The following is a 25,976-nucleotide window of genomic DNA, read 5'->3' as shown; positions in this document are numbered from 1 at the left end:
GGGAACGAAGTAGGCGCCGCCGTTGTCCGTGACGGAGAGGGCGAGGGCTTCGATCTCGGAGGCCGAGCCGATGATGCCGAGGTTGTCGCGCAGCCACTGGACCAGGGCTCCGGTGACGGCGATCGAGCCCTCGAGCGCGTAGTGCGTCTCGCCGTCGCCGAGCTTGTAGCCCACGGTCGTGAGCAGCCCGTTCTTCGAGTGCACGATCTCGGTGCCGGTGTTGAAGATCAGGAAGTTACCGGTGCCGTAGGTGTTCTTCGCCTCGCCCTGGTCGAACGCGGCCTGGCCGAACGTCGCGGCCTGCTGGTCGCCGAGGATGCCCGAAATCGGAGTCTCCCGCAGCAGGCTCTGGCCGCTCGCGATCCCGTAGACCTCGGAGGAGGAGCGGATCTCTGGCAGCATCGACCGGGGCACGTCGAAGGCGGCGAGGATGTCGTCGTCCCACTGCAGGGTCTCGAGGTCCATGAACAGCGTGCGGCTCGCGTTGGTGACGTCGGTCGCGTGCACGCCGCCCTCGAGGCCGCCGGTGAGGTTCCAGAGCACCCAGGAGTCCGTCGTGCCGAACATCAGCTCGCCGGCATCCGCCTTGGCCCTGGCGCCTTCGACGTTCTCGAGGATCCAGACGATCTTCGTGCCCGAGAAGTACGTGGCGAGCGGCAGGCCGACCTGCTTCTTGAAGCGCTCCACGCCCCCGTCGGCGGCGAGGCGGTCGACGATGGGCTGGGTGCGGGTGTCCTGCCAGACGATCGCGTTGTAGACGGGGAGCCCGGTGGTGCGGTCCCAGACCACGGCGGTCTCGCGCTGGTTGGTGATGCCGGCCGCGGCGATGTCGTGCCGGGTCAGGTTCGCCTTGGACAGCGCCTGCCCGATGACCTCACGGGTGTTGTTCCAGATCTCCATCGGGTCGTGCTCGACCCAGCCGGCGCGGGGGAAGATCTGCTCGTGCTCGAGCTGGCCGTTCGAGACGATCGAACCGGCCTTGTCGAAGATGATCGCCCGGGTGCTGGTCGTACCCTGGTCGATCGCGATGACGTAGTCAGCCATTGATAACTCCTTTGTTATTCGTGTGTGTGTCAGGTTAAGCGGGTGAGGTGAAAGCTGTGTGGGAATGTCCGGGGAGGCATCCGCCCCGCCGGCGCCACCGGCGGATGCCGCGCTAGGCGAGGATCGGCAGGAGCGCGGTCGAGACGAGGCCGGCCAGCACCCCGCCGATGATGGGGCCGACGACCGGCACCCAGGAGTACGCCCAGTCGGACGAGCCCTTGCCCTTGATCGGCAGGATGAAGTGCGCGATGCGCGGACCAAGGTCACGGGCCGGGTTGATCGCGTACCCGGTCGGCCCACCGAGCGAAGTGCCGATCACGATCACGAGCAGGGCCACCGGAAGCGGGCCGAGCGCGGCCAGCCCGCCGTTGACGCCCTGGCGACCGCCGCCGAAGGCGATGATCACGAACACCAGCACGAACGTGCCGATGATTTCGGTGACGAGGTTCCAGCCGTAGGAGCGGATGGCCGGACCGGTCGAGAAGACGCCGAGCTTGTTGGCCTGGTTCGGTTCCTGGTCGAAGTGCTGCTTGTACGCGAGCCAGCAGAAGACAGCGCCGATGATGGCGCCCAGCATCTGCGCGCCGATGTACGTGAGCACCGACACGACGTTGACCGGAACGCCGGAGCCGAATTCCGTCGCACCCGATGCGACAAGGCCGAGGGTGACGGCGGGGTTGAGGTGAGCACCGGAGTTGTAGGAGACGATGACGCCGGAGAAGACCGCGAGGCCCCACCCGATCGTCACCATCAGGAAACCACCGCCGAACCCCTTGTTCTTGGCGAGGGCCACGTTGGCCACCACGCCGCAGCCGAGGAGGACGAGCAGGGCCGTGCCCACCAGCTCCGAGAGGAAAACGATACCGAGATTGTCCACAGTGACACCCTTGTTCAGTGAAGCCGAATTGTTGACGCTGGAAATGAGACAGTGTTTGGGCCGGTTATGGCTGCAAAACGAATCTCGAGAAACCTATCGACTCTGCGCGGCCAATGGTGCATTCAACCGTGCACGTTTGTGCAGATCGTCGCCTACGCGCGTGAAGCGGATGCCGCGTCGACCGTGGTGAGGTCGACACCATGCCGGTCGCGCAGCACGTCGACGGCGAGGTCGAGCTCGGCTGCCCCGCGCGCGGAATCCCAGCCGAGGACGGGAGCGAGGACTCCGGCGAGTTCTTCGAGCAGCGCCAGGCTGAGCTCACCACGGAAGGCCATGCTCGTTCGTCGCAGCACGAGGTCGGTCAGGTGCACCACGGATTCTGTGGCCGCGAGGAATTCAATCTCGCGACGGGAGTAGTCGGCGTGGTGTTGGAGCACTGCGTCCGGTTCCGCGGTGATGAAGTCGATCACGTCGACCGCGCGGGTGCCGTAGCGGGTCAGCAGCTCGTCGGCCCTCGAGGCGCCGACCTCGTCGCCGTTCGCGGCGCTCCAGACCCGGTGCGCGGCATCCGTCGCCGGGAAGTTGCGGCCGCCGCCGATGGGGAGGCCGGCCGTCGACACGACCCGGGTGCGGCCGAGCAGGGCGAGGATGTCACCGCTCAGGTGCTCGGCGAGGGCCCGGAACGTCGTCCACTTGCCGCCGACGAGGCTGAGCAGGGTGCCCGGTCGGGCACCGAGTGGACGGGACTCGATGCGGTAGTCGCGGGAGACGAACCCCGGCGCCTCGTCGTCGTGCCGGGGCAGCGGGCGCACACCGGCGAACCGGAAGACGATCTCTGAGCGGTTGACGGCCACATCCGGGAAGACGTGCTTGACGAGATCGAAGAAGTAGTCGACCTCGCCTTCGGTGCAGAGCGCGGGCTGGGTCATGTCGTGTTCGAGGTCGGTGGTGCCGACCAGCACCCGACCCGCAAGCGGGTAGATCAGCACGATGCGGCCGTCCTTGTGCTCGAAGAAGATTTCGCGGCCACCCGTTGCCGCGAGAAGCTCCGGGTTGTCGAGCACGATGTGCGACCCCTTGGTGCCGCCCATGAACGTACTGGTCTGACCGAGGGCCGTGTTTGTGAGGTCGGTCCAGGGCCCGGACGTGTTGACGACGATGACGGCCTCGAAGCTGAATTCGGCGCCGGTGACCGTGTTCCGGAGACGCACGCCCGCGGCATCCATACCGATGGCCTCGATGTAGTTGGCGCTGCGCGCGTGCGCACCGGCGGCCAGGCCGTCGGCCAGCACGTCGAGCGCGAGGCGCTCGGGGTCGTGCATCGAGGCGTCGTAGTACGTGGCGGTGTACTTCAGGCCCGGGTTGAGGCGCGGCAGCAGTCTGAGCGATGCCTTCCTGCCGAGGAACTCGTGCCGGGGCACCGTGCCGCCGTCGCGGGAGAAGGAGTCGTAGAGCATCATGCCGATCTTGATCAGCAGGGCGCCACGTTCCTGGGCCGCACCCTGGCGGTGAGTGAGAAAGCGCATCGGCGCCGACATCACCCCGGAGAAGGTGGAGTAGATCGGAATGGTCGTCTTGAGGGGCTTGACGTAGTGCGGGGCGATCTTCAGCAGGCTGTTGCGTTCCTCGACCGACTCCTTGACCAGGCGGAATTCCCCGTTCTCGAGGTAGCGCACACCACCGTGGATCATGTGGGAGGAGGCCGACGAGGCGCCGGAGACGTAGTCGCCCTTGTCGACGATCGCGACGTCGATGCCCTGCATCGCCAGGTCACGGAAGGTCGCGATGCCGTTGATCCCGGCTCCGATGATGAGCACCTGGGCCCGGGGGAGTTCCTGCAGGGCGGCCTGGGCGGCGGCTCCGGACAGCGGACGGGCGGAGGATGACTGATCGGGAGTTGACGGCACTGATTCGCTCACTTCTTTGCGGCTGGGAAACTTTGCGGGACGGGAGGCTTCTACCCTGCTACGTTCTACACAAACGGTCAAGAGCCGTGAACATATGTGCAAGGAGTCGCCGTGATCCATCCGAATGATCCGCCCCTGTCCGACCGCACCTCGGACGCCCTCACCGCGGCGCAGCTGTATTACGTGCAGGACCTCACGATGGAGGCCATCGCGCAGGAGCTGCACACCTCCCGTTCCTCGGTGTCCCGCCTGCTCAGCCAGGCCAGGGCCAGCGGGCTGGTCGACATCCAGATCCGCTCTCCACTCGACGCTCCCAGCCGGGTCGAGAAGCTGATCCTGGACCGGTTCCAGGTCACCGCGCACGTTCTGCCGGTGCCCGACTATGCCAGCGACGTCGACAGGCTGGAGCGAGTTGCCCTGTCCGTTGCACGGATTCTCGGCGAATTCTTCGACTCGAACATGATCATGGGCATCGCCTGGGGCTCCACGATGAATGCCGTCAGCCGCCACCTGACACCGAAGCGCACCCACAACGCGCAGATCGTGCAGTTGAACGGCGCCGGAAACACCCGCAGCACGGGCCTCGACTACGCCAATGAGATCCTGCGGCGATTCAGCAACGCGTTCGACGCCCGCCTGGAGCAGTTCCCGGTTCCCACCTTCTTCGACGATCCGGCCACACGCACGGCCTATTGGCGTGAACGCGGACTGCGCCGGTTGCTGGAAATGCAGGGCAACATGGATGTCGCCCTCTTCAGCGTGGGATCGCCCTTCTCCATGGTTCCCAGCCACGTGTATGTCGGCGGCTACCTCGACGACGAGGAGTTCACGGCGCTCAGCGACGCCGGGGTCGTCGGCGACGTTGCGACCGTCTTCTACCGCGCGGACGGTTCGACAGACGGCATCCCGCTCAACGACCGCGGGACCGGACCGGAACTGTCGGTGTTGCGCCGCACCCCGCGGCGCATCTGCGTTGTCGCAGGCACGTCCAAGGTGGACAGCCTCCGCGGCGCGCTGGCCGCCGGCCTCATCACCGACCTGTTCATCGACGAGGGCACCGCCCGCGCCCTGGTCGGGTCGTAAGAAAACGTCCAAATCCTGCACAGGGCCGGGAGGGAATTATCCGGGAGTGGTGGCGTTGGGCTATAACTAGAAGCAAGAAACGTGCTCCGGGGTCGGTGTAAATCCGAACCGGCGGTGAAAGTCCGCGACCCGTTCCGCCCCAGGGCGAAACGGTTGAGCTGGTGAAATTCCAGCACCGACGGTTAAAGTCCGGATGAGAGGCGCACGATTCGGTTGGACCTTCGGGGCCCGCCGAAGGATTGTGGCGTACGCGTACCCACAGTCCACCCCCGGAGTTCGTTGCAGAAACGAATGGGGCGGGAATGATCCAGGACACCGAGCGTGACATGCTCATGCGGCGCGCCCTCTCCCTCGCTGCCAACGGCCCGGCCACCGGACTGAATCCGCGGGTCGGCTGCGTCATCGTCGACCCGGACGGCGTCGTCCTGGCAGAAGGCTGGCACCGCGGCGCCGGCACTGCCCACGCCGAGGTCGACGCCCTGTCTCACCTCCCGGCCGGAGCCGCCCGCGGCGCGACCGTCATCGTCACCCTCGAACCGTGCAACCACACCGGCCGCACCGGCCCCTGCGCCGTCGCCCTGATCGAAGCGGGCGTGAGCCGGGTCGTCTTCGCCGTCTCCGATCCCGGCCGCGCGTCGTCCGGCGGCGCAGAGCGACTCCGTGCCGCCGACGTCGAAGTCGTCGGCGGGGTGCTCGCCGACGAGGGAGAAGCCTTCCTCGCCGACTGGCTCGTCGCCGCGCGGCTCGGCCGCCCGTTCGTGACGCTCAAGTGGGCCTCGAGCCTCGACGGCCGGACCGCCGCGGCCGACGGCTCGAGCCGCTGGATCACCGGCCCGGATGCCCGCCTCGACGTGCACCGGCGGCGCGCGGCCGCAGGCGCGATCCTCGTCGGCACCGGCACCGTGCTCGCCGACGACCCTGCCCTCACGGCCCGTGCCGCCGACGGAAGCCTGCTCCCGAACCAGCCGATCCCCGTGGTGATCGGGACCCGCGCGGTGCCTGCGGATGCCGCGATCCGGCACCACCCGCATCCGCCGCTGCTCTACCCCGGCCCCGACCTGAACCGGATCCTCCAGGACCTGCACACCCGCGGCATCCGCAGCGCATTCATCGAGGGCGGACCGGGACTCGCGAGCGCCTTCGTCGCGGCCGGGCTTGTCGACGGATACCTCGTCTACCTCGCTCCGACCCTGCTCGGCGGCGGCGGGCTCGCCCTCGGCGACATCGGCGTGACCGGGATCGACCAGCAACGCCGGCTCACGGTCGAGGGCATCGAGCGCCTCGGCGAGGACCTGCTCGTGATCGCCCGGCCCCTGGACTTCCCGCACGCGGAAACCGCACACACAGAGACAAGGATCTGACATGTTCACCGGAATCATCGAGGAACTCGGCACCGTCGACCGGGTCGAACAGGGCACGGATGCGGTGCGCCTGACCGTCCGCGGGCCTCTCGCCGTGTCCGGGGCCGCGATCGGCGACTCGATCTCCGTCAACGGCGTCTGCCTGACCGTCGTGGAGCGCACGCCGGAAACGTTCACCGCCGACTTGATGGCGCAGACCCTGCGCATGTCGACTCTCGCCGAGGCGGGGCCGGGAACACCGGTCAACCTCGAGCGCGCCGCCCTCGTCGGCGGGCGCCTCGGCGGGCACATCGTGCAGGGCCACATCGACGGCACGAGCGAGCTGCTCGCGGTCACCCCTGGCGACGCCTGGCGGGTGCTGCGGTTCAGCCTCTCCCCCGAACTCGCGCCCCTCGTGACGAACAAGGGCTCGATCGCCGTCGACGGGGTCTCCCTCACGGTCAGCACGATCAGCCCGGCGACCGAACCCGAGCAGTGGTTCGAAGTCTCCCTCATCCCCGAAACCCTCACGGCCACCACGCTCGGAAAACGAACGGTCGGAGAGCACGTCAACATCGAAACCGATATCCTGGCCCGCCACGTCGAGCGCATGCTCGCCCTCGCGGACGCAGGATCACGAAGGAGTCACTCATGAGCCTCGCAGACATCCCCAGCGCGCTCGCGGAACTGCGTCTCGGCAAGCCGGTCATCGTCGCCGACGACGAAGGCAGGGAGAACGAGGGTGACGTGATCATCTCGGGGCAGATGGCCACCCAGGAATGGCTCGCGTGGACCGTGCGCTACTCCTCGGGGTTCATCTGCGCGCCGATGACCAATGAGCTCGCCGACAAGCTCAACCTGCCGATCATGGTGCCGAACAACGAAGACCCCCGCGGCACGAACTACACGATCTCCGTCGACGCCGCCGACCGGCTGAGCACCGGCATCAGCGCCGCGGACCGTGCCCACACCCTGCGCGTGCTCGCCGACCCGGCATCCACCCCCTCGAGCCTGCACCGGCCGGGCCACATCATGCCGCTGCGCGCGAAGGACGGCGGCGTGCGCGAACGCGACGGCCACACCGAGGCTGCCGTCGACCTGATGAAACTCGCCGGGCTCGCCCCCGTCGCCGGAATCTCCGAGATCGTCGCAGAGGACGGCGAGATGATGCGCCTGCCCGGCCTCCTCGAGCTCGGCGAACGCGAGGGTGTGCTCGTGATCACGATCGCCGACCTGATCGCCTACCTCGACGAGTTCCACGCGGACTCCGAGCTGCCGACCGCGCACGCCATCCGGGAATCCCCGCGCGTCGACTTCGAGGTCGAGACGACCGTGCCGACCCGGCACGGCGACTTCCAGATCCGGGCATACCGCGACCGGATGACCGGAGCGGACCACGTCGCCCTCGTCTCGGGGACGCCCAGGGACGGCGCCCTCGTGCGGGTGCACTCCGAGTGCCTCACCGGGGAGGCCTTCGGTTCGCTCAAGTGCGAGTGCGGACCGCAGCTCGACGCGGCTCTTGAAACCATCCAGGCCGAGGGCGGCATCGTGATCTACCTGCGCGGCCAGGAGGGTCGCGGCATCGGCCTGATCAACAAGCTGCGGGCATACAAGCTCCAGGAACAGGGCCTCGACACGATCGACGCGAACCTCGCGCTCGGCCTGCCCGCCGACGCCCGAGACTACGGCGCCGCGAGCGCGATCCTCGACCAGATGGGCATCTCCTCGGTGCGCCTGCTCACCAACAACCCCGAGAAGCTCCGCCAGCTCGAAGAGCACGGGGTCACGGTCGTCGAACGCGTTCCGCTCATCGTCGGCGTGGGCATCGACAACCAGGATTACCTCGCCGTGAAACGCGAACGCATGGGCCACCACCTGGCCGACCGGGACATCGTGAAAGGACTCGCACTATGAGTGGAGCAGGCTCGCCCACGGTCGTCGTCGACGGCACGGGCCTCACCATCGTCATCATCGCCGGCCGCTGGCACGACGTCATCACCGATGGGCTGATCGCCGGCGCCACCCGGGTACTCGAGGCATCCGGCGCCACGTTCTCGCTCGTGCGCGTGCCGGGCAGCTTCGAGTTGCCGGTCGCCGCGAAGGTCGCCCTCGACAATGGGGCGGATGCCGTGGTCGCGCTCGGCGTGATCATCCGCGGCGGCACCCCGCACTTCGAGTACGTGTCCGCTGCCGCAACGAACGGTCTCACCCGGGTCGCCCTCGACACCGGAAAGCCGGTCGGCTTCGGCGTGCTCACCCTCGACGACGAGCAGCAGGGCCTCGACAGGGCCGGCCTGCCCGGTTCGAAGGAGGACAAGGGCGAGGAAGCGGCATCCGCTGCGATCAACACCGCCCAGGTGCTGCGCGCCCTTTGTATGCCGAATTCGTAATACCCGAGATCGGTCACTGGCAGCGGCTGCCGGCAGGGGCATCCGTTCGCACCCTCGGCCCCGGAAACGGAAAGTCCCGATTGGGCGACGGTTCGCCTCAGGATTTGAGTCCGACGAGTCACGGACGTATGGTGCAGAGTGATCGCCACAAGCGGACACCTCCCTCCGGGCACCCCCGCGCGGGCACGACGCCTGATCGACGCCGGCGCTCCCGCACGGGTCGACACGCCCGATCACGCCCCCTCACCACGGAAGGACTCTCTTCCATGTCCTCATCCACACTGTCACATCCGTCAGCCGCAACCCCCGAGCCGCAGGCGCCCACCAACCCCCGCAGCCGCGTCGTGCTCGCGAGCCTCATCGGCACCACGATCGAGTTCTACGACTTCTACGTCTACGCGACCGCGGCGGTTCTCGTCTTCCCGCACCTCTTCTTCCCGACCGGCAATGAGACCACGGCGCTGCTCGCTTCCTTCGCGGTCTTCGGCGCGGCCATGGTCGCCCGTCCCGTCGGCGCCCTCGTCTTCGGGCACTTCGGCGACAAGGTCGGCCGCAAGGCGACCCTCGTCGGCGCGCTGCTCACGATGGGCATCGCGACCTTCCTGATCGGACTGCTCCCGACCTACGCCCAGGTCGGCTGGTTCGCCCCGCTGCTGCTCGTCGTGCTGCGCCTCGCCCAGGGCTTCGCGCTCGGCGGAGAGTGGAGCGGTGCCGCCCTCGTGGCGACCGAAAACGCTCCGAAGGGCAAACGCGCCTGGTACGGAACTTTCCCGCAGGTCGGCGCGCCGATCGGCTTCATCATCGCGAACGGCCTGTTCCTGCTGATCGCCACGCTGCTGCCGAGCGACGACCCGACCCGGCCGTCCACCGCGTTCCTCGAGTGGGCCTGGCGGGTGCCGTTCCTGTTCTCCGCGGTGATGGTCATCATCGGCCTGTGGGTGCGGCTGCGCCTCGTCGAGAGCGACGCCTTCACGAAGGCCACGCGCACGAACCGGGTGCACAAGCTCCCGCTCGCCGCGGTGTTCAAGTCCAACTGGCGCGAACTGATCCTCGGAACCTTCATCATGCTCGCGACCTACGTGCTGTTCTACCTGATGACGACGTTCAGCCTGAGCTACGGCCGCGCGGCGACAACCGCTCCCGTCGCGGGCCTCGGCTACAGCTACACGACCTTTGTGCTGATGATGATCGCCGGCGTGCTGTTCTTCGGCGTGTTCACCCTCGCCTCCGGGCCCTGGGCCGACCGCTTCGGCCGCCGCCGCACCCTGATCTGGGTCACCCTCGCGATCATCGTCTTCGGACTGCTCTTCGTGCCGCTGCTCGGCGCCGGGTTCCTCGGCGTGATGATCTTCCTGATCCTCGGCTTCACCCTGATGGGCATGACGTTCGGGCCGATGGGCGCCCTCCTGCCCGAACTGTTCCCGACAGCGGTGCGGTACACCGGTTCCGCTTTCGCGTACAACATGAGCTCGATCCTCGGTGCGGCGGTCGCCCCGTTCATCGCCGTCTGGCTCTGGACGCTCGGCGGCGGCAGCCCGTTCTGGGTCGGCGTGTACCTCTCCGTGATGGCGGTCATCACCCTGGTCGCCCTCCTGCTCAGCCGCGAGACCAAGGACGTCGACATCGAGGCGTAGCCCGCCCCTTCCGTGACCGTTCCGGTCGAGAGTGCCCGTTGCGCGGGTCACTCTCGACCGGGACGGGACGGGTCACGGTCGAGGTTTGAGGTTAAGCTCGATTGGTGAGTACCCCGATCAGTGACGCCAACACGCCCGCCGAAACCGCAGCATCTACCGGGCCCGCACCGGCCGCGGCACCGAAGCCGCGCAGCCGCCTCGGGCGTCTTGGGCGTCGGGCGGATGCTGCGAACGGCCCGCGCGCGACGTTCGGCCAGCTGCTCCCCTACCTTCTCGAGCACAAGAAGGTGCTCAGTGTCGTCGTCCTGCTGAGCATCCTTGGGGCGCTCGCGAGCCTCGCCCAGCCGCTGCTGGTCAGCCAGGTCATCACCGTCGTGCAGCAGAACCAGCCGCTCGGCGCACTCGTCTGGGGGCTCGTCGCGCTCGTCGTGGTGTCCGGGCTGATCAGCGGATACCAGCACTACCTGCTGCAGCGCACCGGGGAAGGCGTCGTGCTCTCGAGCCGGCGCAAGCTCATCGGGCGGATGCTGCGCCTCCCGATCAGCGAGTTCGACACCCGTCGCACCGGCGACCTCGTCTCCCGGGTCGGCTCTGACACGACCCTGCTGCGCGCCGTGCTCACCCAGGGACTCGTCGAGGCGATCGGCGGTTCGCTCACCTTCCTCGGCGCGCTGATCGCGATGCTCGTGATCGACCCGGTTCTGCTCGGGCTGACCGTGCTCGTGATCGCGGCATCCGTCGTCACGGTCACGCTGCTTTCGCAGCGGATCCGCGTCGCGAGCCGCATGGCCCAGGAGAAGGTCGGCGCCCTCGCCGCGAGCGTCGAGCGGGCGATCAGCTCGATTCGAACCGTGCGCGCCTCGAACGCGACAGACCGCGAGATCGCGGCCGTCGACGCCGACGCGACCGGCGCGTACCAGATGGGGCTGCAGGTCGCGAAGATCTCAGCCCTCGTCGTGCCGATCGCCGGCATCGCGATGCAGGTGTCCTTCCTCGTCGTGCTCGGCGTCGGCGGCTTCCGGGTCGCGAGCGGCCAGATCACGGTCGCGAACCTGATCGCGTTCATCCTCTTCCTGTTCCTGATGATCCTGCCGCTCGGCCAGGCCTTCGGCGCGATCACCTCGGTCAACTCGGCGCTCGGCGCCCTCGGCCGTATCCAGGAGATCATCGACCTGCCCGCAGAGGACCAGTTCGACCGCGACCTGTTCCCGCTCGCGATCACCGTCGGCGCCGCCAACGAATCGGTCCGCCCGGACGCCCCCGCGATCTCCTTCGAGAACGTGTTCTTCGGGTACGCGACCCAGGCGTCGACGGCGGATGCCGCGGCGCCCGTCGCCGCTGCGGGCGACGGCGGGCCTGGTGCCGGGCCTGGTACTGGGTCCGGTACCGGCGATTCCGGCGGTTCGCCTGCCGGTCCCCCCGCGGACGTCATGCCGAACGCGCTCGTGACGGCCCTCGTTGCTCCCGGCGTGATCGAGGCGATGCTCGCCGAACCCGACCTGGTCGACGCCGATCTCGCCGCTGCCGACCGCGCCGCGGCCGACCGGGCGGCCGTCGACCTGGCTCACGCCGAGCAGGCCGCCGCCCACCTTGCCGCGGCGGAGCACGCCGCAGCAACTATGGCTGCCGCGCGGCCCGCCGCAGCCCTCGCCGCGGAGTCCGCGGCCGCGGCGAACGCGTCCGCCAGGGCCGCCGCGACCGCCGCCGCCTCTGCCGAGGCCGCCGCCGAGGCATCGGCCGCGATGACCGCAGCGGTATATGCGGCGGCCACAGGCACCGTGTCGATCGCCGCGGTCGCAGCGGCCACGGCGTTTGCCGCCCCGGACCAGGCCTCCGACGCCGAGGTGCCCGGCCTTTCCGCCGCGGACGACTCCGCGACCGACGCCCCGGGCACCGCTACCGCGCCCGACGCGCCCGTTTCGCCCGATGCGCCCGATACGCCCGCCTCAGCCGCTTCGGCGACCTCGGTCGATTCGCCTGCGTCGCCCGCTGCCGGGCCCGATGACGGTCCGCACACAGCCCCGGCTTTCGGGTCGGTGGATGACACCGGTGCGCCCAACGTCGACGCCGGTCCGGCCGCTGACCCGTCCGAGCCGCGGCCCGTGCTGCGCGGGGTGTCGTTCAGCGCTCCGCGCGGACTGCGCACCGCCCTCGTCGGCCCGTCCGGCGCCGGGAAGAGCACCATTCTGGCGCTCATCGAACGGTTCTACGACCCGAACGCGGGCGTCGTCCGACTGGGTGGGCTGGACATCCGCACCCTGGATCGCACGGCGCTGCGGTCGCAGATCGGCTACGTCGAGCAGGACGCCCCCGTGCTCGCCGGCTCGCTGCGCGACAACCTCGTGCTCTCGGCGCCGGATGCGACCGACGAGGAGTGCATCGCCGTACTCCACGCGGTCAACCTCGGCGAGGTGCTCGAGCGCGACCCGGCCGGGCTCGGCGCCGCCGTCGGGGAATCCGGCGTGATGCTCTCCGGCGGGGAGCGCCAGCGGCTCGCGATCGCGCGGGCGCTGCTCGCGGCGCCGCCGATTCTGCTGCTCGACGAGTCGACCTCGAGCCTCGACGGGGTCAACGAGCAGTTGATGCGGGCCGCGATCGATGCCGTCGCCGTCGACCGCACGCTCATCGTGATCGCGCACCGGCTCTCGACCGTCGTCGACTCCGACCAGATCGTGGTGCTCGACCACGGCCAGGTGATCGGGACCGGGACGCACTCCGAGCTCGTCGTGTCGACGCCGCTCTATCGCGAGCTCGCCAAGCACCAGCTGCTCGTTTAACCGCGCCGGGACGCACGCCCGGTGCCCGCACTGACCCCTGACGAATTCGACGGAGTTCTTGCTCTTCCGCCACGTGGGAGGCCGGTCTTGGTCCGAGATCCCTAAGAACTCCGTCGAATCGGTCGGGGGTAGCGGAGGGTGACGAGCTGGAACGGCCGCAGCTCGATGTCGAGAAGCGGACCCGCTTGCGCGAGCGGAAGGCCGGGTTCTGCCAGCCGGCGTTCGAGCAGGTCGGTCGGGTAGGCATCCGCTGCCTCGAAGCGGCGGATGACCCGGGCACGCGCCCGGGACCCGTGCGCCTCGTAGATGCGCACGACCAGGTCGCCGCTGCGGTCTTCGGCGAGTTTGACCGCCTCGATCACGACGGCGGGGTTGTCGACCTCGAGGAGCGATTCGATGCTGTCGCTCGCGACACCGGTCACGGTGCGCAGCGGGAGATTGAGCCGGTAGCCCTCGGTGATCGCGTCCGCGATGCTCGCGCCCGGTCGCACCGAGACCCGGAAGGCGTGCCTGCCCTGGTCGGCCTCGGGGTCCGGGAAGAGTGCCGCGCGCAGCAGCGACAGCCGCACCGTCGTCGTGGCGCGGCCGGCGGCATCCGTCGTGCGGGTCATGTCGTGGCCGTAGGTGGAATCGTTGGCCACCGCCACCCCGTAGCCGGGCTCGCCGACGTGCACCCAGCGGTGCGCGCAGGTCTCGAAGCGGGCGGTGTCCCAGGAGGTGTTCGCGTGCGTCGGGCGATAGACGTGCCCGAACTGGATTTCCGAGGCGGCCCGTTCGGCGTGCACGTCGAACGGGAACTCGATCTTCAGGAGCTTCTGGCGTTCGTGCCAGTCCACGTCGAAGGCGAGATCGAGCGCCGGGGAGCCGGCGGCGAGGGTGATGTCCTGCACGAGTCGGGAACCGCCGAACTCCCGCGTCACCCGCACGCAGGCCTCGGCGGGCGTGTCGGTGACGACCTCGACGGACACGGCGGCGTCGAGCGGAACGGTCGTGCGCTTGTAGTGGGCGTCGATGTCCCAGGCGTCCCACTGGGTGGGAGTGTCGCGGTGCAGCAGCAGCCGGTTGCCGCGGCTGCCGGACGGGATGAGTTCCCGGTCGGCGCGGTGGTCGCGCAGGGAGGTGAGGAGTCCGTCGGCGTCGATCAAGACGCTGACGAGGCCGTTCGCGAGCACGAGCAGGCCGGACGCCGTGCGGACCACGGTCGCGGGGGCATCCGCTAGGCCCGCGTCGTTTCTGACCGTCGCGCCCGGACCGGCGCCGAGGGCTGGCACACCGGACAGGGCGTATGGACCCGCGTTGAGTGCCACGGTTCGGTCGCCGGCGCCGCAGAGTGCGGTCACGGATTCCGCGACGAGCGCGCCGAGGTCCCGAGCGACCTCCGCGTAGCGGCGTTCGGCCTCCTGGTGCACCCAGTCGATCGAGGAACCGGGCAGGATGTCGTGGAACTGCTGGAGCAGCACGGTCTGCCAGGCCCGCTCGAGCGCGTCATACGGGTAGGCGGCCCCGGTGCGGATGCTCGCGGTCGCGGCCCAGAGCTCGGCCTCCCGCAGCAGATGCTCGCTGCGCCGGTTGCCGCGTTTGGTCCGGGCCTGCGACGTGTATGTACCGCGGTGGAACTCGAGGTAGAGCTCACCCGACCAGATCGGCGCCTCCGGGTACTCGGCCTCTGCGGCCTCGAAGAACCGTCGCGGGGTGGAGAGCTCGACCGTCGGTGACCCTTCGAGCGAGGCGGTCCGGCGGGCGGCGGCGATCATCTCTGCAGTCGGGCCGCCCCCGCCGTCGCCCCAGCCGAAGGGGACGAGCGAGGTATTGGCCATGCCCTTCTCGGAATACTGGGTCTCCGCACGGGCGAGATCCGCGCCGGAGAGGTCGGAGCTGTAGGTGTCGACGGGCGGGAAGTGCGTGAAGATGCGGGTGCCGTCGATGCCCTCCCAGCGGAAGGAATGGTGCGGCATCGGGTTCGTCTCGTTCCAGGACGACTTCTGGGTGAGGAACCAGCGCGACCCCGCCGCCGCGATGATCTGCGGAAGCGCTGCGGAATACCCGAACGAGTCCGGCAACCAGACCTCGAGCGGCTCGATCCCGAACTCCGCGAGGAAGAACCGTTTGCCGGCGACGAACTGCCTGGCCAGGGATTCCCCGCCGGGCATATTCGTGTCCGACTCGACCCACATCCCCCCGACGGGCACGAAAGCACCCGCGGCGACCTGGGCGCGCACCCGCTCGAACAGCTCGGGGTAGTACTCCTTGAGCCAGGCGTACTGCTGGGCGGATGACGCGGCGAAGGTGAATCCCGGATACTCCCCGGCCAGGGCCAGCACGTTCGAGAACGTGCGGGCGACCTTGCGCACGGTCTCCCGCACCGGCCAGAGCCAGGCACTGTCGATGTGGGCGTGCCCGACCGCGTGCACCCGGTGCGCGCTCGCGGCGGCGGGCTGCGCGAGCGCGGGGGCGAGCACGGCCCGGCCTCGCGCGGCCGATCCGGAGACATCATCCGGGTCGAGCACGTCGAGGCAGCGCTCGAGGGCGCGCAGGATCCCGGCAGCGCGCGTCGACCCGTGCGGCAGGGCACGGCGGAGACCGTCGAGGGCGAGGACGTCCTGCAGTAACTCCCAGACCTCGTCGTCGCGGAGCGCGAGGTCGAGCTGTCGCAGCCGATAGAGCGGTTCGGTGCCGGCCGTGGCCGGGTCGCCGTTCCGGGTCGGCACGAACGTGAACCCCGCGGTGACGTCGGGGTTGGCGGCCGCCTCGACGTAGAAGTCGACGGATGCCGGGGCGCCCGTTGCGTCCAACGGTCGCGGTACCAGCGGCGCAAGCGGCAGGGAGCGGTTGCGCGGTGCGATCCCCTTGATCACGGCACCGCCTGCGGTCCAGGCGATGCCCTCGGCCTGGAACCCCGGCGTCGTGTCGGTGAAGCCGAGGTCGACGACGGCCTCGATCCGGGTACCGGGCTGCCCGGCCCAGTCCGCGGGGATCACGCCTGTCACGTGGAACCAGACCGTCGCCCAGGGGCGGCCCCATGCCTCGGCGGGGGCGAACGGAGCGTAGGACTGCTGCACGGCCTCGGCGAAGGTCGCGGGGGCATCCGTCACCGGAGCCGCCGACACCCAGGCCGAGACCTGCAGCGGCACGACCGCGCGGTACACGGCCGGCCGCAGCCGTTCGCGGAGGAACCGGTCGATGCGCTTCTGGATCAGTGCGGCCTCGTCGTCCATGCCAGCATCCTACGACCGCCCGCGGGGGCGAACTCAGGAATTCCGCACCGGTTGGTCGGAACTGCCGCACTGTTCCGCGGCCCCGGCTGCGCATCCCGCCGGATCTCCTGGGTTAGCCCCGCGCGGTCCAGGTGACGCCGAGCACGCGCGAGGCACACAGACCCGGTCAGCCCAGGTGCACGATCTCGGGGGCACCGACCAGGTCCGCCTTCGAGTGCTTGATCATGAAGAACGAGATCGGAGCGGCGAGCAGGATCAGCCCGGCAGCCCAGAGGAACGCGACCGAATACCCGCTCACGAAGGCGTCGAGCTGAACGGTCGGCGTCGCCGGGTTCGAGGCCAGGTAGCTCGAGATCGCGGCCGTGTACAGGGCGGTGAACAGGGCGGTGCCGATCGACCCGCCGATCTGCTGCGTCGCGGACACCGCGGCGCTGGCCACACCGGCGTCGTGCGCGTCGATGCCGGCGAGGGCGACGTTCTGCAGCGGTACGAAGATGGCTGCGAGGCCGATGCCGAGCAGGATGACACCCGGCAGGACTCGCAGCACGTAGTCGTCCTGGACAGTGACGAAAGACAACCAGGCGAGCCCGGCGGCGGCGATGACCGGGCCGATCGTCAGGGGCAGGCGCACGCCGACCTTCGGCAGGATGCCGGAGAGCGCGGTCGCGCAGACCATGATGGTCGCGGTCATCGGGAGCGAGGCGAGCCCGGAGCGCAGCGGCGAGTAACCGAGCACGATCTGGAAGTACAGGGTGAGGAAGAACAGGCCGCCGAGGAGGCTCGCTCCGGTGAGCAGCGAAACCAGGAAGGCGCCGCCGCGGACCCGGTCGGTGACGACCCGGAGCGGCAGCAGCGGGTTCGTCGCCCGGGCCTCGACGATGACGAAGGCCACGAGGAGCACGACGCCGAGGGCGAGGAAGCCGATCGTCTCGACCCGCCCCCAGCCGTTCTCGGCCTGGCTGAAGCCGTAGACAAGTGAGGCGAGGCCGGTGACGATGAGGATCACGCCGGGCAGGTCATAGCGGGTGTTTCCGTGCGCGCGGCTCTCCTGCATCAGCGGGATCGCGGCGAGGATCGCGACGAGGGCGATCGGCACGTTGACGAGCAGGCACCAGTTCCAGCTGGTGAACTCGGTGAGCACCCCGCCGAGCACGAGGCCGACGGCCGCGCCGCCGCCACCGATCGCGCCGTAGACGGCGAAGGCCTTGATCCGGTCCGTGCCGCCGGGGAAAGTGATCGTGAGGATCGCAAGCGAGGCCGGGGCGAGCAGGGCGGCGAATGCACCCTGCAGACCGCGGGAGATCAGAAGCTGGGTGGTGGTGTCTGCGAGCCCGCCGACCATGGATGCGAGCGCGAAGCCGGCCATCCCGACGAGGAAGGAGCGCTTGCGGCCCCAGTAGTCCGCGATGCGGCCGCCGAGCAGCAGCAGCGAGCCGAAGGCGAGGGCGTAGATCGTGACGACCCAGGTGCGGTCGCCGTCGCTCATGCCGAGGGCGAGCTGCGCCTTCGGCAGGGCGATGTTGACGATGGTCCCGTCGAGCACGACCATGAGCTGGGCCAGTGCCAGCACGGCGAGGAGCCACCAGCGGCGCGGGTGAGCTGCGGGATCGGACAGGGGCGGGGAGGAGACGGAGAGAGCAGGAGCGGGGGAACTCATCGAGACAGAAATCCTATTCAAACGAACTAGTTGGTTGGGATAGGTATGATCTTAGTCATGAGAAGTGACGGTGAAGCGACCCGCGAGCGAATTCTCGATGCGGCCCAGGCCGAGTTCGCCCGGTACGGACTGGCCGGCGCGCGCGTCGACCGCATCGCCACGGCCGCGAAGGCGAGCAAGGAGCGCCTCTATGCATACTTCGGCGACAAGGGCGCCCTGTTCACCGCCGTGCTCGAGGTCAACCGGCGCGACGTGATGGCCGCGATCCCGATGGACACGGACGACCTGCCCGGCTTCGTCGGCCGGGTCTTCGACCACGTCGTCGAGCACCCCGAGCACGTGCGGATGCTCGACTGGGCCAGGCTCGAGGGCGCCGCCGCGCTGCTGCCGACGACCTCGGAATGGCGCAACGGCCCGGAGGCGGCCGCGATCGCCGCCGCCCAGTCCCGGGGCGACATCGACCCCTGCTGGGATCCGGAAGACCTCGTCACCCTCGTCTTCTCGCTCGCGACGTCGTGGGTGCACTCCCCCGGGGTGTTCCCCGCCCCGGGCAGCGCGCCGGAGGCATCCGTGCGGGAGCGCCGCCGCGCCGCAGCGGTCGCCGCCGCCCGCAAACTCATCGCCCCCTGAGCCGGGGCGGGCCGGGCAGCGGATGCCGCCGGCCGGCCCCCACGGCCCGCCGCTACCCCTTGAGGTGGTAGCGCACGCTCGAGAGTTCGGCGAGCAACGCAGCGGGGACCCGGTCGCCGAACTGGGCGAAGTAGTCCTCGGTGAGGTCGCACTCGGCGAGCCAGCTGGTCTTGTCGATGTGGAACAGCTGCTCCACGGTCTCCTCCGGGAGGTCGAGACCGGCGAGGTCGAGGGCGCCCGCGGCGGGGAGGCGTCCGATCGGGGTGTCGACGGCATCCGTCGACCCTTCGATGCGGCGCACGATCCACTCGATCACCCGCGAGTTCTCGCCGAAGCCGGGCCAGAGGAAGCTGCCGTCCGCGCCCTTCCGGAACCAGTTGACCTGGAAGATCTCGGGGGCGCGGCTGCCGAGGCCCTTGCCGACCTTCAGCCAGTGCGCCCAGTAGTCGGCCATGTTGTAGCCGCAGAACGGGAGCATCGCGAAGGGGTCGCGGCGGAGTTCGCCGACGGTGCCCTCTGCTGCTGCGGTCTTCTCTGAGGAGATCGTCGCCCCCATGAAGACGCCGTGCTTCCAGCTGCGGGCCTGGGCGACGAGGGGCACGTTCGTGGCGCGCCGCCCGCCGAAGAGGATCGCGTCGATCGGGACGCCGCCGAAGGCCTCCCAGTCGTCGGAGATCGAGGGGCACTGCGCCGCGGCGACCGTGAAGCGGGAGTTGGGGTGCGCGGCCGGCGTCGGCGACGAGGGCGTCCAGTCGTTGCCCTGCCAGTCGATCAGGTGGCTCGGCGGCGTCTCGGTGAGGCCTTCCCACCAGACGTCGCCGTCGTCGCGGAGGGCGACGTTCGTGAAGATCGTGTTGCCCCAGACGGTCTGCACCGCGGTGGGGTTCGTGACGACGCCGGTGCCGGGGGCGACGCCGAAGAAGCCAGCCTCCGGGTTGATCGCCCAGAGGCGTCCGTCGGGGCCGGGGCGGAGCCAGGCGATGTCGTCGCCGATCGTCTCGACCGTCCAGCCGGGGATCGTCGGGCGCAGCATCGACAGGTTGGTCTTGCCGCAGGCGGAGGGGAAGGCGCCGGCGAGGTGAACGGCGCGACCCTCCGGCGAGGTCACCTTGATCAGGAGCATGTGCTCGGCGAGCCAGCCCTCGTCGCGGGCCATCACCGACGCGATCCGCAGGGCGAAGGACTTCTTCGAGAGCAGCGCGTTGCCGCCGTAGCCCGAGCCGTACGACCACACCTCGCGGGTCTCGGGGAACTGCACGATGTACTTGGTGTCGTTGCAGGGCCACGTGACGTCCGGGCGGGTCTCGCCTGCGGCATCCGTGAGGGGGTAGCCGACGCTGTGGATGGTTTGCACCCATCGGGCTCCGGCCTCGATCAGCTCGAGCACGGCGTCGCCCATCCGGGTCATGATGCCCATGTTGAGCACGACGTATGGTGAGTCGGTGATCTCGACGCCCAGCTGGGAGATCGGGCCACCGAGCGGGCCCATCGAGAACGGCACGACGTACATCGTGCGGCCGCGCATGCTGCCGGCGAAGACGGCGCGCAGCTCGTCTTTCATCGCTGCGGGGTCGGCCCAGTTGTTGGTGGGGCCCGCGTCGTCGGGGTCCGTCGAGCAGATGAAGGTGCGGTCTTCGACCCTGGCGACGTCGGACGGGCTCGTCCGGGCGAGGTAGCTGTTCGGGCGCCACTCGGGGTTGAGCTTGATGAGCTTGCCCTCTGCGACGAGCTGCTTGGAGAGTTCGTCGGCCTCCCGGCTCGAACCGTCGCACCAGATAACTTCGTCCGGCTGGGTCAGCCGGGCGATGGAATCCACCCAGGACTGGAGATTGGGATCCGTGGTACCGGCAGTGTCGTCGGAATCGCTTCCGCTGGATGTGACTCGGAAGTGGGCGATGGTCATCTCCTGGCCTTTCTCGGTATGGGGTGTGCAGCGGATGCCTGCGGTCGTGATCGATGCATCCGCGCGGCTTGTCGTCGGGCGTCCGTAACTCTGTGCTGCAGAACCAGAATGCGCGCAATCTTCCCTCCTGGATCAAAAAACTCATTTTAAGAATCGCGCTTCTTTAGATATTGTTAAGGAATGTCGACTCGAGCCTCTGATCTCGTCACCCTGGGCCTGCGCATCCGCCACTATCGCGGCGAGCGCGGCCTCACCCTCGACCAGCTCGGCGAAAAGGTCGGACTCGCAGGCAGCCAGCTGTCGCTCATCGAAAACGGCCGGCGGGAACCGAAATTGTCGATCCTGCAGGACGTCGCGACCGTGCTCGGCGTCCCGATCGCCGACCTGCTCAACGGCGAGGCGCCGAACCGGCGGGCCGCGCTCGAGATCGAGCTCGCGCGGGCGCAGAAGAACCCGCTCTACGGTGCGCTCGGCCTGCCCGAGGTCAAGGTCACCAAGGGCATGCCGGTCACTGCCCTCGAGTCGCTCATCGGGTTGCACCGTGAGCTTGCGCGGCGCGCGAGCGAGGCGATCGCGACGCCGGAGGAGGCCCGGCGGGCGAACACGGAGCTGCGCGAGCTCATGCGCGAGCAGAACAACTACATGCCCGACATCGAGGAGCTCGCCGAGGACCGGGTGCGGGCGTCCGGTCACGTCTCCGGAGCACTCACGCACCGCGAGGTGAGCGTGATGGCCGAGCAGCTCGGCTTCAGCCTGATCTATGTCAACGACCTGCCGAACTCGACCCGCTCGGTGACCGACCTCGTCAACCACCGGATCTACCTGCCGCCGGCGTCGATCCCCGGCGGGCACGGGCTGCGGTCGATGGCGCTCCAGGCGATGGGGCACCGGCTGCTCGGGCACGAACGCCCGGCGAGCTACGCAGAGTTCCTCTGGCAGAGGCTGCAGATCAACTACTTCGCGGCCGCGTGCCTGATGCCGCCTGCCGCGTCCGTCGCGTTCCTCGCGCGCGCGAAACGCGAGCGCGAGCTCTCGGTCGAGGATTTCCGCGACGCGTTCGGCGTGACCCACGAGGCCGCGGCCCTCCGCCTGACCAACCTCGCCACCTCGCACCTGGACATGCCGCTTCACTTCCTCAGGGTCACCGGCGACGGCGCCCTGCAGAAGGGCTACGAGAACGACGGCCTGCCGCTGCCGGTCGACGTAACCGGTTCGATCGAAGGCCAGTTCGTCTGCAAGCAGTGGAGTGCCCGCAGCGCCTTCACGCATACCAACCGCACGACCGAGTTCTACCAGTACACCGACACTCCGGCCGGCACCTTCTGGTCGGCCACCCAGACCGGGGCGGCGGATGGCGGCGAATTCTCGATCAGCGTCGGGGTGCCGTTCGTGCACGCCAAGTGGTTCCGCGGACGCGAGACCGTGCAGCGAGCCGTGTCGCGCTGCCCGGACGAGTCCTGCTGCCGCCGGCCGGCCTCCGACCTGGCCGCGCACTGGGCCGGTCACGCCTGGCCGAGCGCCCGCCTGCACGCGCACGTGCTCTCGCCCCTGCCGAGCGGCACCTTCCCCGGCGTCGACGACACCGAGGTCTACGAATTCCTCGAGGCCCACGCGGCCCCGTGATCGGATGGTGTTTTGGCGTCCGGCTGGGTCGAGTATGTGTGTGGGGATTCCATGTTTCGAAGCAACGCCACCTTCCACGGTGGTCTCGCGTTCTTACGCCCGCACCGGATCAGGGCCTACGCTGCGATTAGTCGGGCCGTTTCCGACAGAAAAGGAAGAGAACATGCCGACAGACCAGTATCACGAGCCGCCTCAGGAGTTGTCTGCCGAGGTGCGTACGTTCGCCAGGATGTGCGCAAGCCTCTCCGAAGAAGCCGAAGCAATCGGCTGGTATGAACAACGCATAGCCGTTGAGCAGGATTCCGCCGCCCGCGCCATCATGGAGGATTCGCTCGGCGAAGAGTACAAACATTTCAGTATGGAACTGGAGTTCCTGCTCCGCGCAAAGCCGAAATGGCGAGAAATCGCTCAGGGCATCCTCTTCACGGACGGCGATATCGTCTCGCACGGTGAGAAGGCGGAGGCGGAAGCCGATTGAGTGCGCCGCGCGCGTTCGCCACAATGTAACGGAGAATGGCTCCTCAACGGCGGCACAAAAATGAGCACCGGAAGGGCCGGAGCGATCTTCGCAGTCTCGGCATTGGCGACGCTCGTCGCCGGCGTCGTTCTGGAGTTGTCCGGCGATGCGGCGGCGAACCAGCTGGGAGTCTCTGGAATCATCTTCGGTGCCACGATCCTGGCCCTGGCGACCTCGCTGCCCGAGCTCTCCACCGGTCTGCAGTCCATCAAACAGGGCGACGACAACGTCGCCATGAGCGACATCTTTGGAGGAAATGCCTTCCTCCCGGTGCTCTGCCTGTACCTCGTCGGTATCGCGGGGCTCTTCACCATCGCGTCCTGACCGCGGGGCGAGCGTACCCGGTGGGAGTCGTCGTGTCTGGCAGCGGATGCAACGGATGCCGACATGTACGTTCCGACCCAGTTGCGGAGAGCGGATGCGCCGGAGCGAGTGCGTCAGGCGGGTGCGGCAGAGAGGGTGCCCGGCGGGAGACCGAGTTCGTGCTCTGCGACGGTGCGCACGAGGTCGCGCTGGCCGCGGGCGTCGCCGTAGCGCACGACGGCGTGCGCGTTGATGCCGTCGATGATCGCGAGGAGCTGCCAGGCCAGGGCGCCGCTGTCGGCGACGGCGAACTCGCCGCGCGCGCAGCCCCGGTTCAGGAGGGCCACGAGGAACGCCTGCCAGGCATCCATCTGCACGCCGACCTCACGGGCAAGGGCGATGTTGCGGCGCCCGACGCTCCAGGCGTCGAGCCATACGGTCGTCACGGCACTGCGATCGGGGCCCAGGAGTGTGTCGATCAGCGCGCGCAGCGCCTCGACGGAACTCGGGAGAGCGGAGAGCTCCTTCGTGATCTCCGCGAGCTCTGCGCCGGCGATCGAGCCGAAGGTCGTCGCGACGAGGCCCTCCGTGCTCGGTTCGTAGTGGCTGACCAGGGCGGGTGTGACACCGATCCGGGCCGCGATCGCGCGGAGCGTGATGGCGTCGAGACCGTCGTAGCGGGCGATCTCGCGGGCCGTGCGCGCGATCTCGGCGGCGCGCTCGGGACCGGACTTGCGCTTGACTCGGCTCGGAAGGGTTGACATCGCACCTCAGTGTATATAGTTATGCCTCGGGCTTATTGATCAAGTGATCAACTGGCTCCCTATCCTTTCTTCGACCGCCGTTGCCGGCACCCCAGGAGACGCCTTGCAGCTCATCATCGCCCCCGCCGCCCCGCCGCTGACCCGGGTCGCCGACGCCGCACCCACCCCCGCCCCGCTCCGGGTCGGGCTCGTGCAGCACCGCTGGCACGCGGACGACGCGACCCTCCGCGCCGAACTCGCAGAGGGCATCCGCCTTGCCGCCGCCGCGGGGGCGCGGATCGTGTTCCTCCCGGAACTGACCCTCCGCAAGTACCCGGGCAACCGTCGTGCGACCGGCGTGCCCAAGCTCGACGCCGAGGACCTCTTCACCGGCCCGACCTTCGCCTTCGCCGCCGAGCAGGCCCGCGCGCACGGCGTCGTCGTGCACGCCTCGCTGTTCGAGCGGCCGGACCCGGCCGACCAGCCCGGCGACCCGCGCGGCTACAACACCGCGATCATCGTCTCCCCCTCCGGCGAGCTGCTCGGCCGCACCCGCAAGCTGCACATCCCCGTGACCGAGGGCTACTACGAGGACACCTACTTCCGCCCCGGGCCGCCGGAGAATGCGTACCCCGTCTATGCCCCGGCCGAACTCGACGGCGCCCGCATCGGCATGCCGACCTGCTGGGACGAGTGGTTCCCCGAGGTCTCGCGCCTCTACGGCCTTGCGGGGGCGCAGATCCTCGCCTACCCGACTGCGATCGGCTCCGAGCCGGGCTTCCCGGCATTCGACACCCAGCCGATCTGGCAGCACGTCATCGTCGGCAACGGTATCACGAGCGGCCTGTTCATGGTCGTCCCGAACCGCTGGGGCGATGAGGGCGACCTGACCTTCTACGGCTCCTCGTTCATCTCCGACCCCTACGGGCGGATGCTGGTCCAGGCCCCCCGCGACAAGTCGGCCGTGCTCGTGGCCGACCTCGATCTCGCCCAGCGGGCCGAGTGGCTGGCCCTGTTCCCGTTCCTGGGAACGCGCCGGCCCGACAGCTACGGACGCCTGACCACCCCGGTCGAGCAGGGGCATCCGTTCGGTGCGGACGCGGACTCGAGCGCGGGCGCGGGCGCGGCGGCCCGCGCATGACCTGGCGGATGCCCGCGGAGACCGCGTTGCAGGAGCGGGTCTGGATGGCCTTCCCCTCCGACGGCTACACGCTCGGCGACACGGCGGCTGAGGCGGAGGATGCGCGCAGCACCTGGGCGGCCGTCGCGCACGCGGTGCTCGAGTTCGAGCCGGTGACCATGGTCGTCGACCCCGGGAGCGCCGGCGGGACCGGCGCACGCGACGCGCGGGCCGCCGCCGCGCGGCACCTCTCCGCCGGCGTCGACGTACTCGAGGCCCCGCTCGACGATGCCTGGATGCGCGACATCGGGCCGACCTTCGTGCTCGATCCGGCCGGGCGGCTCGGCGCCGTCGACTGGATCTTCAACGGCTGGGGCGGCCAGGACTGGGCGACCTGGGGCCGCGACGCCGACATCGCCGGGATCGTGACCCGCGCGGCCGGGGCGAGACCGGTGTCCTCGCTGCTCGTCAACGAGGGCGGCGGCATCCAGGTCGACGGCGAGGGCACCGTAATCGTCACCGAGACCGTGCAGCTCGACCCCTGCCGGAACCCGCAGGCGGACCGGGCCAGGGTCGAGGCCGAACTCGCCCGCACGATCGGGGCGACGCACGTGATCTGGCTGCCGCGCGGCCTCACCCGCGACCAGGCCCGCTTCGGCACCCGCGGGCACGTCGACATCGTCGCCGCGATCCCCGCGCCCGGCACGCTCCTGGTGCACGCCCAGAACGACCCGGCGCATCCCGACTACAGTGTGACCCGGGAGCTGCGCGCGGGGCTCGCCGCGTCGACGGATGCCGCTAGCCGGCCCTGGACGATCATTGACCTGCCCGCGCCCGCCCGGCTCTCCGACGCCGAGGGCTTCGTCGACTACAGCTACGTGAACCACCTCGTCGTCAACGGCGGCGTCATCGCGTGCGGCTTCGGCGAACCCCGGGCGGATGCCGCGGCCAGGTCGATCCTCGAGAACGCCTACCCGGGGCGGAAGGTTGTGACCGTGGACGCGCGGCCGCTCTTCGCCCGCGGCGGAGGCATCCACTGCATCACCCAGCAGCAGCCCGCGGCGGCTTAACCCGCCGCAATGTCTGGCGGTGAGGCTGTCGGCGCAGCTAGGGTATGTGTGGGCGTGTGATTTCCCCCCCTGTTCCGGGGTCCGTCGCACGGCCGACCATACCCATTTATCACTACGTAACCATTCGTCGGAAGGTCTGTCGT

General features: G+C 69.3%; 20 protein-coding genes and 1 riboswitch. Of the genes, 13 read left to right on the top strand and 7 right to left on the bottom strand.

Annotated features, from left to right (window positions below; genetic code table 11):
* The 3 genes from E3O39_RS11855 to E3O39_RS11845 form a co-directional block, all read right to left on the bottom strand.
* Positions 1 to 1,044, bottom strand: a 1,044-nt coding sequence (locus tag E3O39_RS11855) for a glycerol kinase GlpK (protein ID WP_134450142.1), incomplete at its 3' end; no start/stop codon positions are given.
* A gap of 112 nt (positions 1,045 to 1,156) precedes the next feature.
* Positions 1,157 to 1,921, bottom strand: coding sequence for an MIP/aquaporin family protein (locus E3O39_RS11850; RefSeq protein WP_134450143.1), 765 nt, complete (start codon positions 1,919 to 1,921; stop codon positions 1,157 to 1,159).
* Positions 1,922 to 2,073: 152 nt separating this feature from the next.
* Positions 2,074 to 3,789: a glycerol-3-phosphate dehydrogenase/oxidase gene (locus tag E3O39_RS11845; protein WP_255454144.1), complete on the bottom strand. Its 1,716-nt coding sequence runs from the start codon at positions 3,787 to 3,789 to the stop codon at positions 2,074 to 2,076.
* Between the two features lie 150 nt (positions 3,790 to 3,939).
* Here E3O39_RS11845 and E3O39_RS11840 point away from each other — a divergent pair, with 150 nt between their 5' ends.
* From E3O39_RS11840 to E3O39_RS19510, 7 genes are all read left to right on the top strand, one after another.
* On the top strand, positions 3,940 to 4,911 hold the full coding sequence (locus tag E3O39_RS11840; RefSeq protein ID WP_255454143.1) for a sugar-binding transcriptional regulator: 972 nt from the start codon (positions 3,940 to 3,942) through the stop codon (positions 4,909 to 4,911).
* A gap of 78 nt (positions 4,912 to 4,989) precedes the next feature.
* Positions 4,990 to 5,120: riboswitch (FMN riboswitch) on the top strand.
* Between the two features lie 93 nt (positions 5,121 to 5,213).
* Positions 5,214 to 6,272, top strand: coding sequence for a bifunctional diaminohydroxyphosphoribosylaminopyrimidine deaminase/5-amino-6-(5-phosphoribosylamino)uracil reductase RibD (gene ribD, locus E3O39_RS11835; protein ID WP_241975515.1), 1,059 nt, complete (start codon positions 5,214 to 5,216; stop codon positions 6,270 to 6,272).
* Between the two features lies 1 nt (position 6,273).
* Positions 6,274 to 6,906 carry a riboflavin synthase gene (locus E3O39_RS11830; RefSeq protein WP_134450145.1) on the top strand — a complete coding sequence of 211 codons (633 nt, stop codon included), beginning with the start codon at positions 6,274 to 6,276 and terminating at the stop codon, positions 6,904 to 6,906.
* On the top strand, positions 6,903 to 8,165 hold the full coding sequence (gene ribA, locus E3O39_RS11825) for a GTP cyclohydrolase II (RefSeq protein WP_134450146.1): 1,263 nt from the start codon (positions 6,903 to 6,905) through the stop codon (positions 8,163 to 8,165). The genes E3O39_RS11830 and ribA overlap by 4 nt, the downstream gene beginning before the upstream one ends.
* On the top strand, positions 8,162 to 8,641 hold the full coding sequence (gene ribH / locus E3O39_RS11820) for a 6,7-dimethyl-8-ribityllumazine synthase (protein ID WP_134450147.1): 480 nt from the start codon (positions 8,162 to 8,164) through the stop codon (positions 8,639 to 8,641). The genes ribA and ribH overlap by 4 nt, the downstream gene beginning before the upstream one ends.
* Before the next feature lie 266 nt (positions 8,642 to 8,907).
* Positions 8,908 to 10,275, top strand: a complete 1,368-nt coding sequence (locus E3O39_RS11815; protein WP_134450148.1) for an MFS transporter — start codon at positions 8,908 to 8,910, stop codon at positions 10,273 to 10,275.
* A gap of 104 nt (positions 10,276 to 10,379) precedes the next feature.
* Entirely contained in the window at positions 10,380 to 13,052 is a 2,673-nt protein-coding gene (locus E3O39_RS19510; protein WP_370294857.1) for an ABC transporter transmembrane domain-containing protein, read from the top strand.
* Between the two features lie 101 nt (positions 13,053 to 13,153).
* Here the strand turns inward: E3O39_RS19510 and E3O39_RS11800 are convergent, their stop codons facing one another.
* Positions 13,154 to 16,267, bottom strand: a complete 3,114-nt coding sequence (locus E3O39_RS11800) for a glycoside hydrolase family 38 C-terminal domain-containing protein (protein ID WP_134447119.1) — start codon at positions 16,265 to 16,267, stop codon at positions 13,154 to 13,156.
* A 166-nt stretch (positions 16,268 to 16,433) separates the two neighbouring features.
* Positions 16,434 to 17,924, bottom strand: coding sequence for an MFS transporter (locus tag E3O39_RS11795; protein ID WP_134447117.1), 1,491 nt, complete (start codon positions 17,922 to 17,924; stop codon positions 16,434 to 16,436).
* A 57-nt stretch (positions 17,925 to 17,981) separates the two neighbouring features.
* Between E3O39_RS11795 and E3O39_RS11790 the strand changes: the two genes are divergently transcribed.
* A complete protein-coding gene (locus E3O39_RS11790) occupies positions 17,982 to 18,554 on the top strand; it encodes a TetR/AcrR family transcriptional regulator (protein WP_134447115.1) in 573 nt (190 codons plus the stop codon).
* A 52-nt stretch (positions 18,555 to 18,606) separates the two neighbouring features.
* Here E3O39_RS11790 and E3O39_RS11785 read toward each other — a convergent pair whose 3' ends face one another.
* Positions 18,607 to 20,457, bottom strand: coding sequence for a phosphoenolpyruvate carboxykinase (GTP) (locus E3O39_RS11785; RefSeq protein WP_134447113.1), 1,851 nt, complete (start codon positions 20,455 to 20,457; stop codon positions 18,607 to 18,609).
* Between the two features lie 180 nt (positions 20,458 to 20,637).
* Between E3O39_RS11785 and E3O39_RS11780 the strand changes: the two genes are divergently transcribed.
* The 3 genes from E3O39_RS11780 (at position 20,638) to E3O39_RS11770 (ending at position 22,921) form a co-directional block, all read left to right on the top strand.
* A complete protein-coding gene (locus tag E3O39_RS11780) occupies positions 20,638 to 22,080 on the top strand; it encodes a helix-turn-helix domain-containing protein (protein ID WP_134447111.1) in 1,443 nt (480 codons plus the stop codon).
* Between the two features lie 163 nt (positions 22,081 to 22,243).
* Complete coding sequence (locus E3O39_RS11775) at positions 22,244 to 22,558, top strand: hypothetical protein (RefSeq protein ID WP_134447109.1); 315 nt, start codon at positions 22,244 to 22,246, stop codon at positions 22,556 to 22,558.
* Between the two features lie 60 nt (positions 22,559 to 22,618).
* Positions 22,619 to 22,921 (top strand): hypothetical protein, encoded by a 303-nt coding sequence (locus tag E3O39_RS11770; protein WP_134447107.1) that lies wholly within the window; start codon positions 22,619 to 22,621, stop codon positions 22,919 to 22,921.
* A 113-nt stretch (positions 22,922 to 23,034) separates the two neighbouring features.
* Here E3O39_RS11770 and E3O39_RS11765 read toward each other — a convergent pair whose 3' ends face one another.
* Complete coding sequence (locus E3O39_RS11765) at positions 23,035 to 23,664, bottom strand: TetR/AcrR family transcriptional regulator (RefSeq protein ID WP_134447105.1); 630 nt, start codon at positions 23,662 to 23,664, stop codon at positions 23,035 to 23,037.
* A 103-nt stretch (positions 23,665 to 23,767) separates the two neighbouring features.
* Here E3O39_RS11765 and E3O39_RS11760 point away from each other — a divergent pair, with 103 nt between their 5' ends.
* On the top strand, positions 23,768 to 24,784 hold the full coding sequence (locus E3O39_RS11760) for a nitrilase-related carbon-nitrogen hydrolase (protein ID WP_198413429.1): 1,017 nt from the start codon (positions 23,768 to 23,770) through the stop codon (positions 24,782 to 24,784).
* On the top strand, positions 24,781 to 25,833 hold the full coding sequence (locus E3O39_RS11755; RefSeq protein ID WP_134447103.1) for an agmatine/peptidylarginine deiminase: 1,053 nt from the start codon (positions 24,781 to 24,783) through the stop codon (positions 25,831 to 25,833). The genes E3O39_RS11760 and E3O39_RS11755 overlap by 4 nt, the downstream gene beginning before the upstream one ends.
* Positions 25,834 to 25,976: the final 143 nt, after the last annotated feature.

The sequence above is a fragment of the Cryobacterium sp. MDB2-A-1 genome (assembly GCF_004402675.1).
Classification (GTDB): Bacteria; Actinomycetota; Actinomycetes; order Actinomycetales; family Microbacteriaceae; genus Cryobacterium; species Cryobacterium glucosi.
Note: the sequence above shows the minus strand (reverse complement) of the source record. Positions and strands in the feature narration are given on the sequence as shown.

Excerpts from the sequence above, each read along its gene's own strand:
- E3O39_RS11780 (WP_134447111.1), top strand. The coding sequence starts at position 20,638 with ATGTCGACTCGAGCCTCTGATCTCGTCACCCTGGGCCTGCGCATCCGC.
- E3O39_RS11755 (WP_134447103.1), top strand. The coding sequence starts at position 24,781 with ATGACCTGGCGGATGCCCGCGGAGACCGCGTTGCAGGAGCGGGTCTGG.
- E3O39_RS11775 (WP_134447109.1), top strand. The coding sequence starts at position 22,244 with ATGCCGACAGACCAGTATCACGAGCCGCCTCAGGAGTTGTCTGCCGAG.
- ribD (WP_241975515.1), top strand. The coding sequence starts at position 5,214 with ATGATCCAGGACACCGAGCGTGACATGCTCATGCGGCGCGCCCTCTCC.
- E3O39_RS11765 (WP_134447105.1), bottom strand. The coding sequence starts at position 23,664 with ATGTCAACCCTTCCGAGCCGAGTCAAGCGCAAGTCCGGTCCCGAGCGC.
- E3O39_RS11785 (WP_134447113.1), bottom strand. The coding sequence starts at position 20,457 with ATGACCATCGCCCACTTCCGAGTCACATCCAGCGGAAGCGATTCCGAC.
- E3O39_RS11815 (WP_134450148.1), top strand. The coding sequence starts at position 8,908 with ATGTCCTCATCCACACTGTCACATCCGTCAGCCGCAACCCCCGAGCCG.
- E3O39_RS11795 (WP_134447117.1), bottom strand. The coding sequence starts at position 17,924 with ATGAGTTCCCCCGCTCCTGCTCTCTCCGTCTCCTCCCCGCCCCTGTCC.
- E3O39_RS11790 (WP_134447115.1), top strand. The coding sequence starts at position 17,982 with ATGAGAAGTGACGGTGAAGCGACCCGCGAGCGAATTCTCGATGCGGCC.
- E3O39_RS11770 (WP_134447107.1), top strand. The coding sequence starts at position 22,619 with ATGAGCACCGGAAGGGCCGGAGCGATCTTCGCAGTCTCGGCATTGGCG.
- E3O39_RS11800 (WP_134447119.1), bottom strand. The coding sequence starts at position 16,267 with ATGGACGACGAGGCCGCACTGATCCAGAAGCGCATCGACCGGTTCCTC.
- E3O39_RS11830 (WP_134450145.1), top strand. The coding sequence starts at position 6,274 with ATGTTCACCGGAATCATCGAGGAACTCGGCACCGTCGACCGGGTCGAA.
- ribH (WP_134450147.1), top strand. The coding sequence starts at position 8,162 with ATGAGTGGAGCAGGCTCGCCCACGGTCGTCGTCGACGGCACGGGCCTC.
- ribA (WP_134450146.1), top strand. The coding sequence starts at position 6,903 with ATGAGCCTCGCAGACATCCCCAGCGCGCTCGCGGAACTGCGTCTCGGC.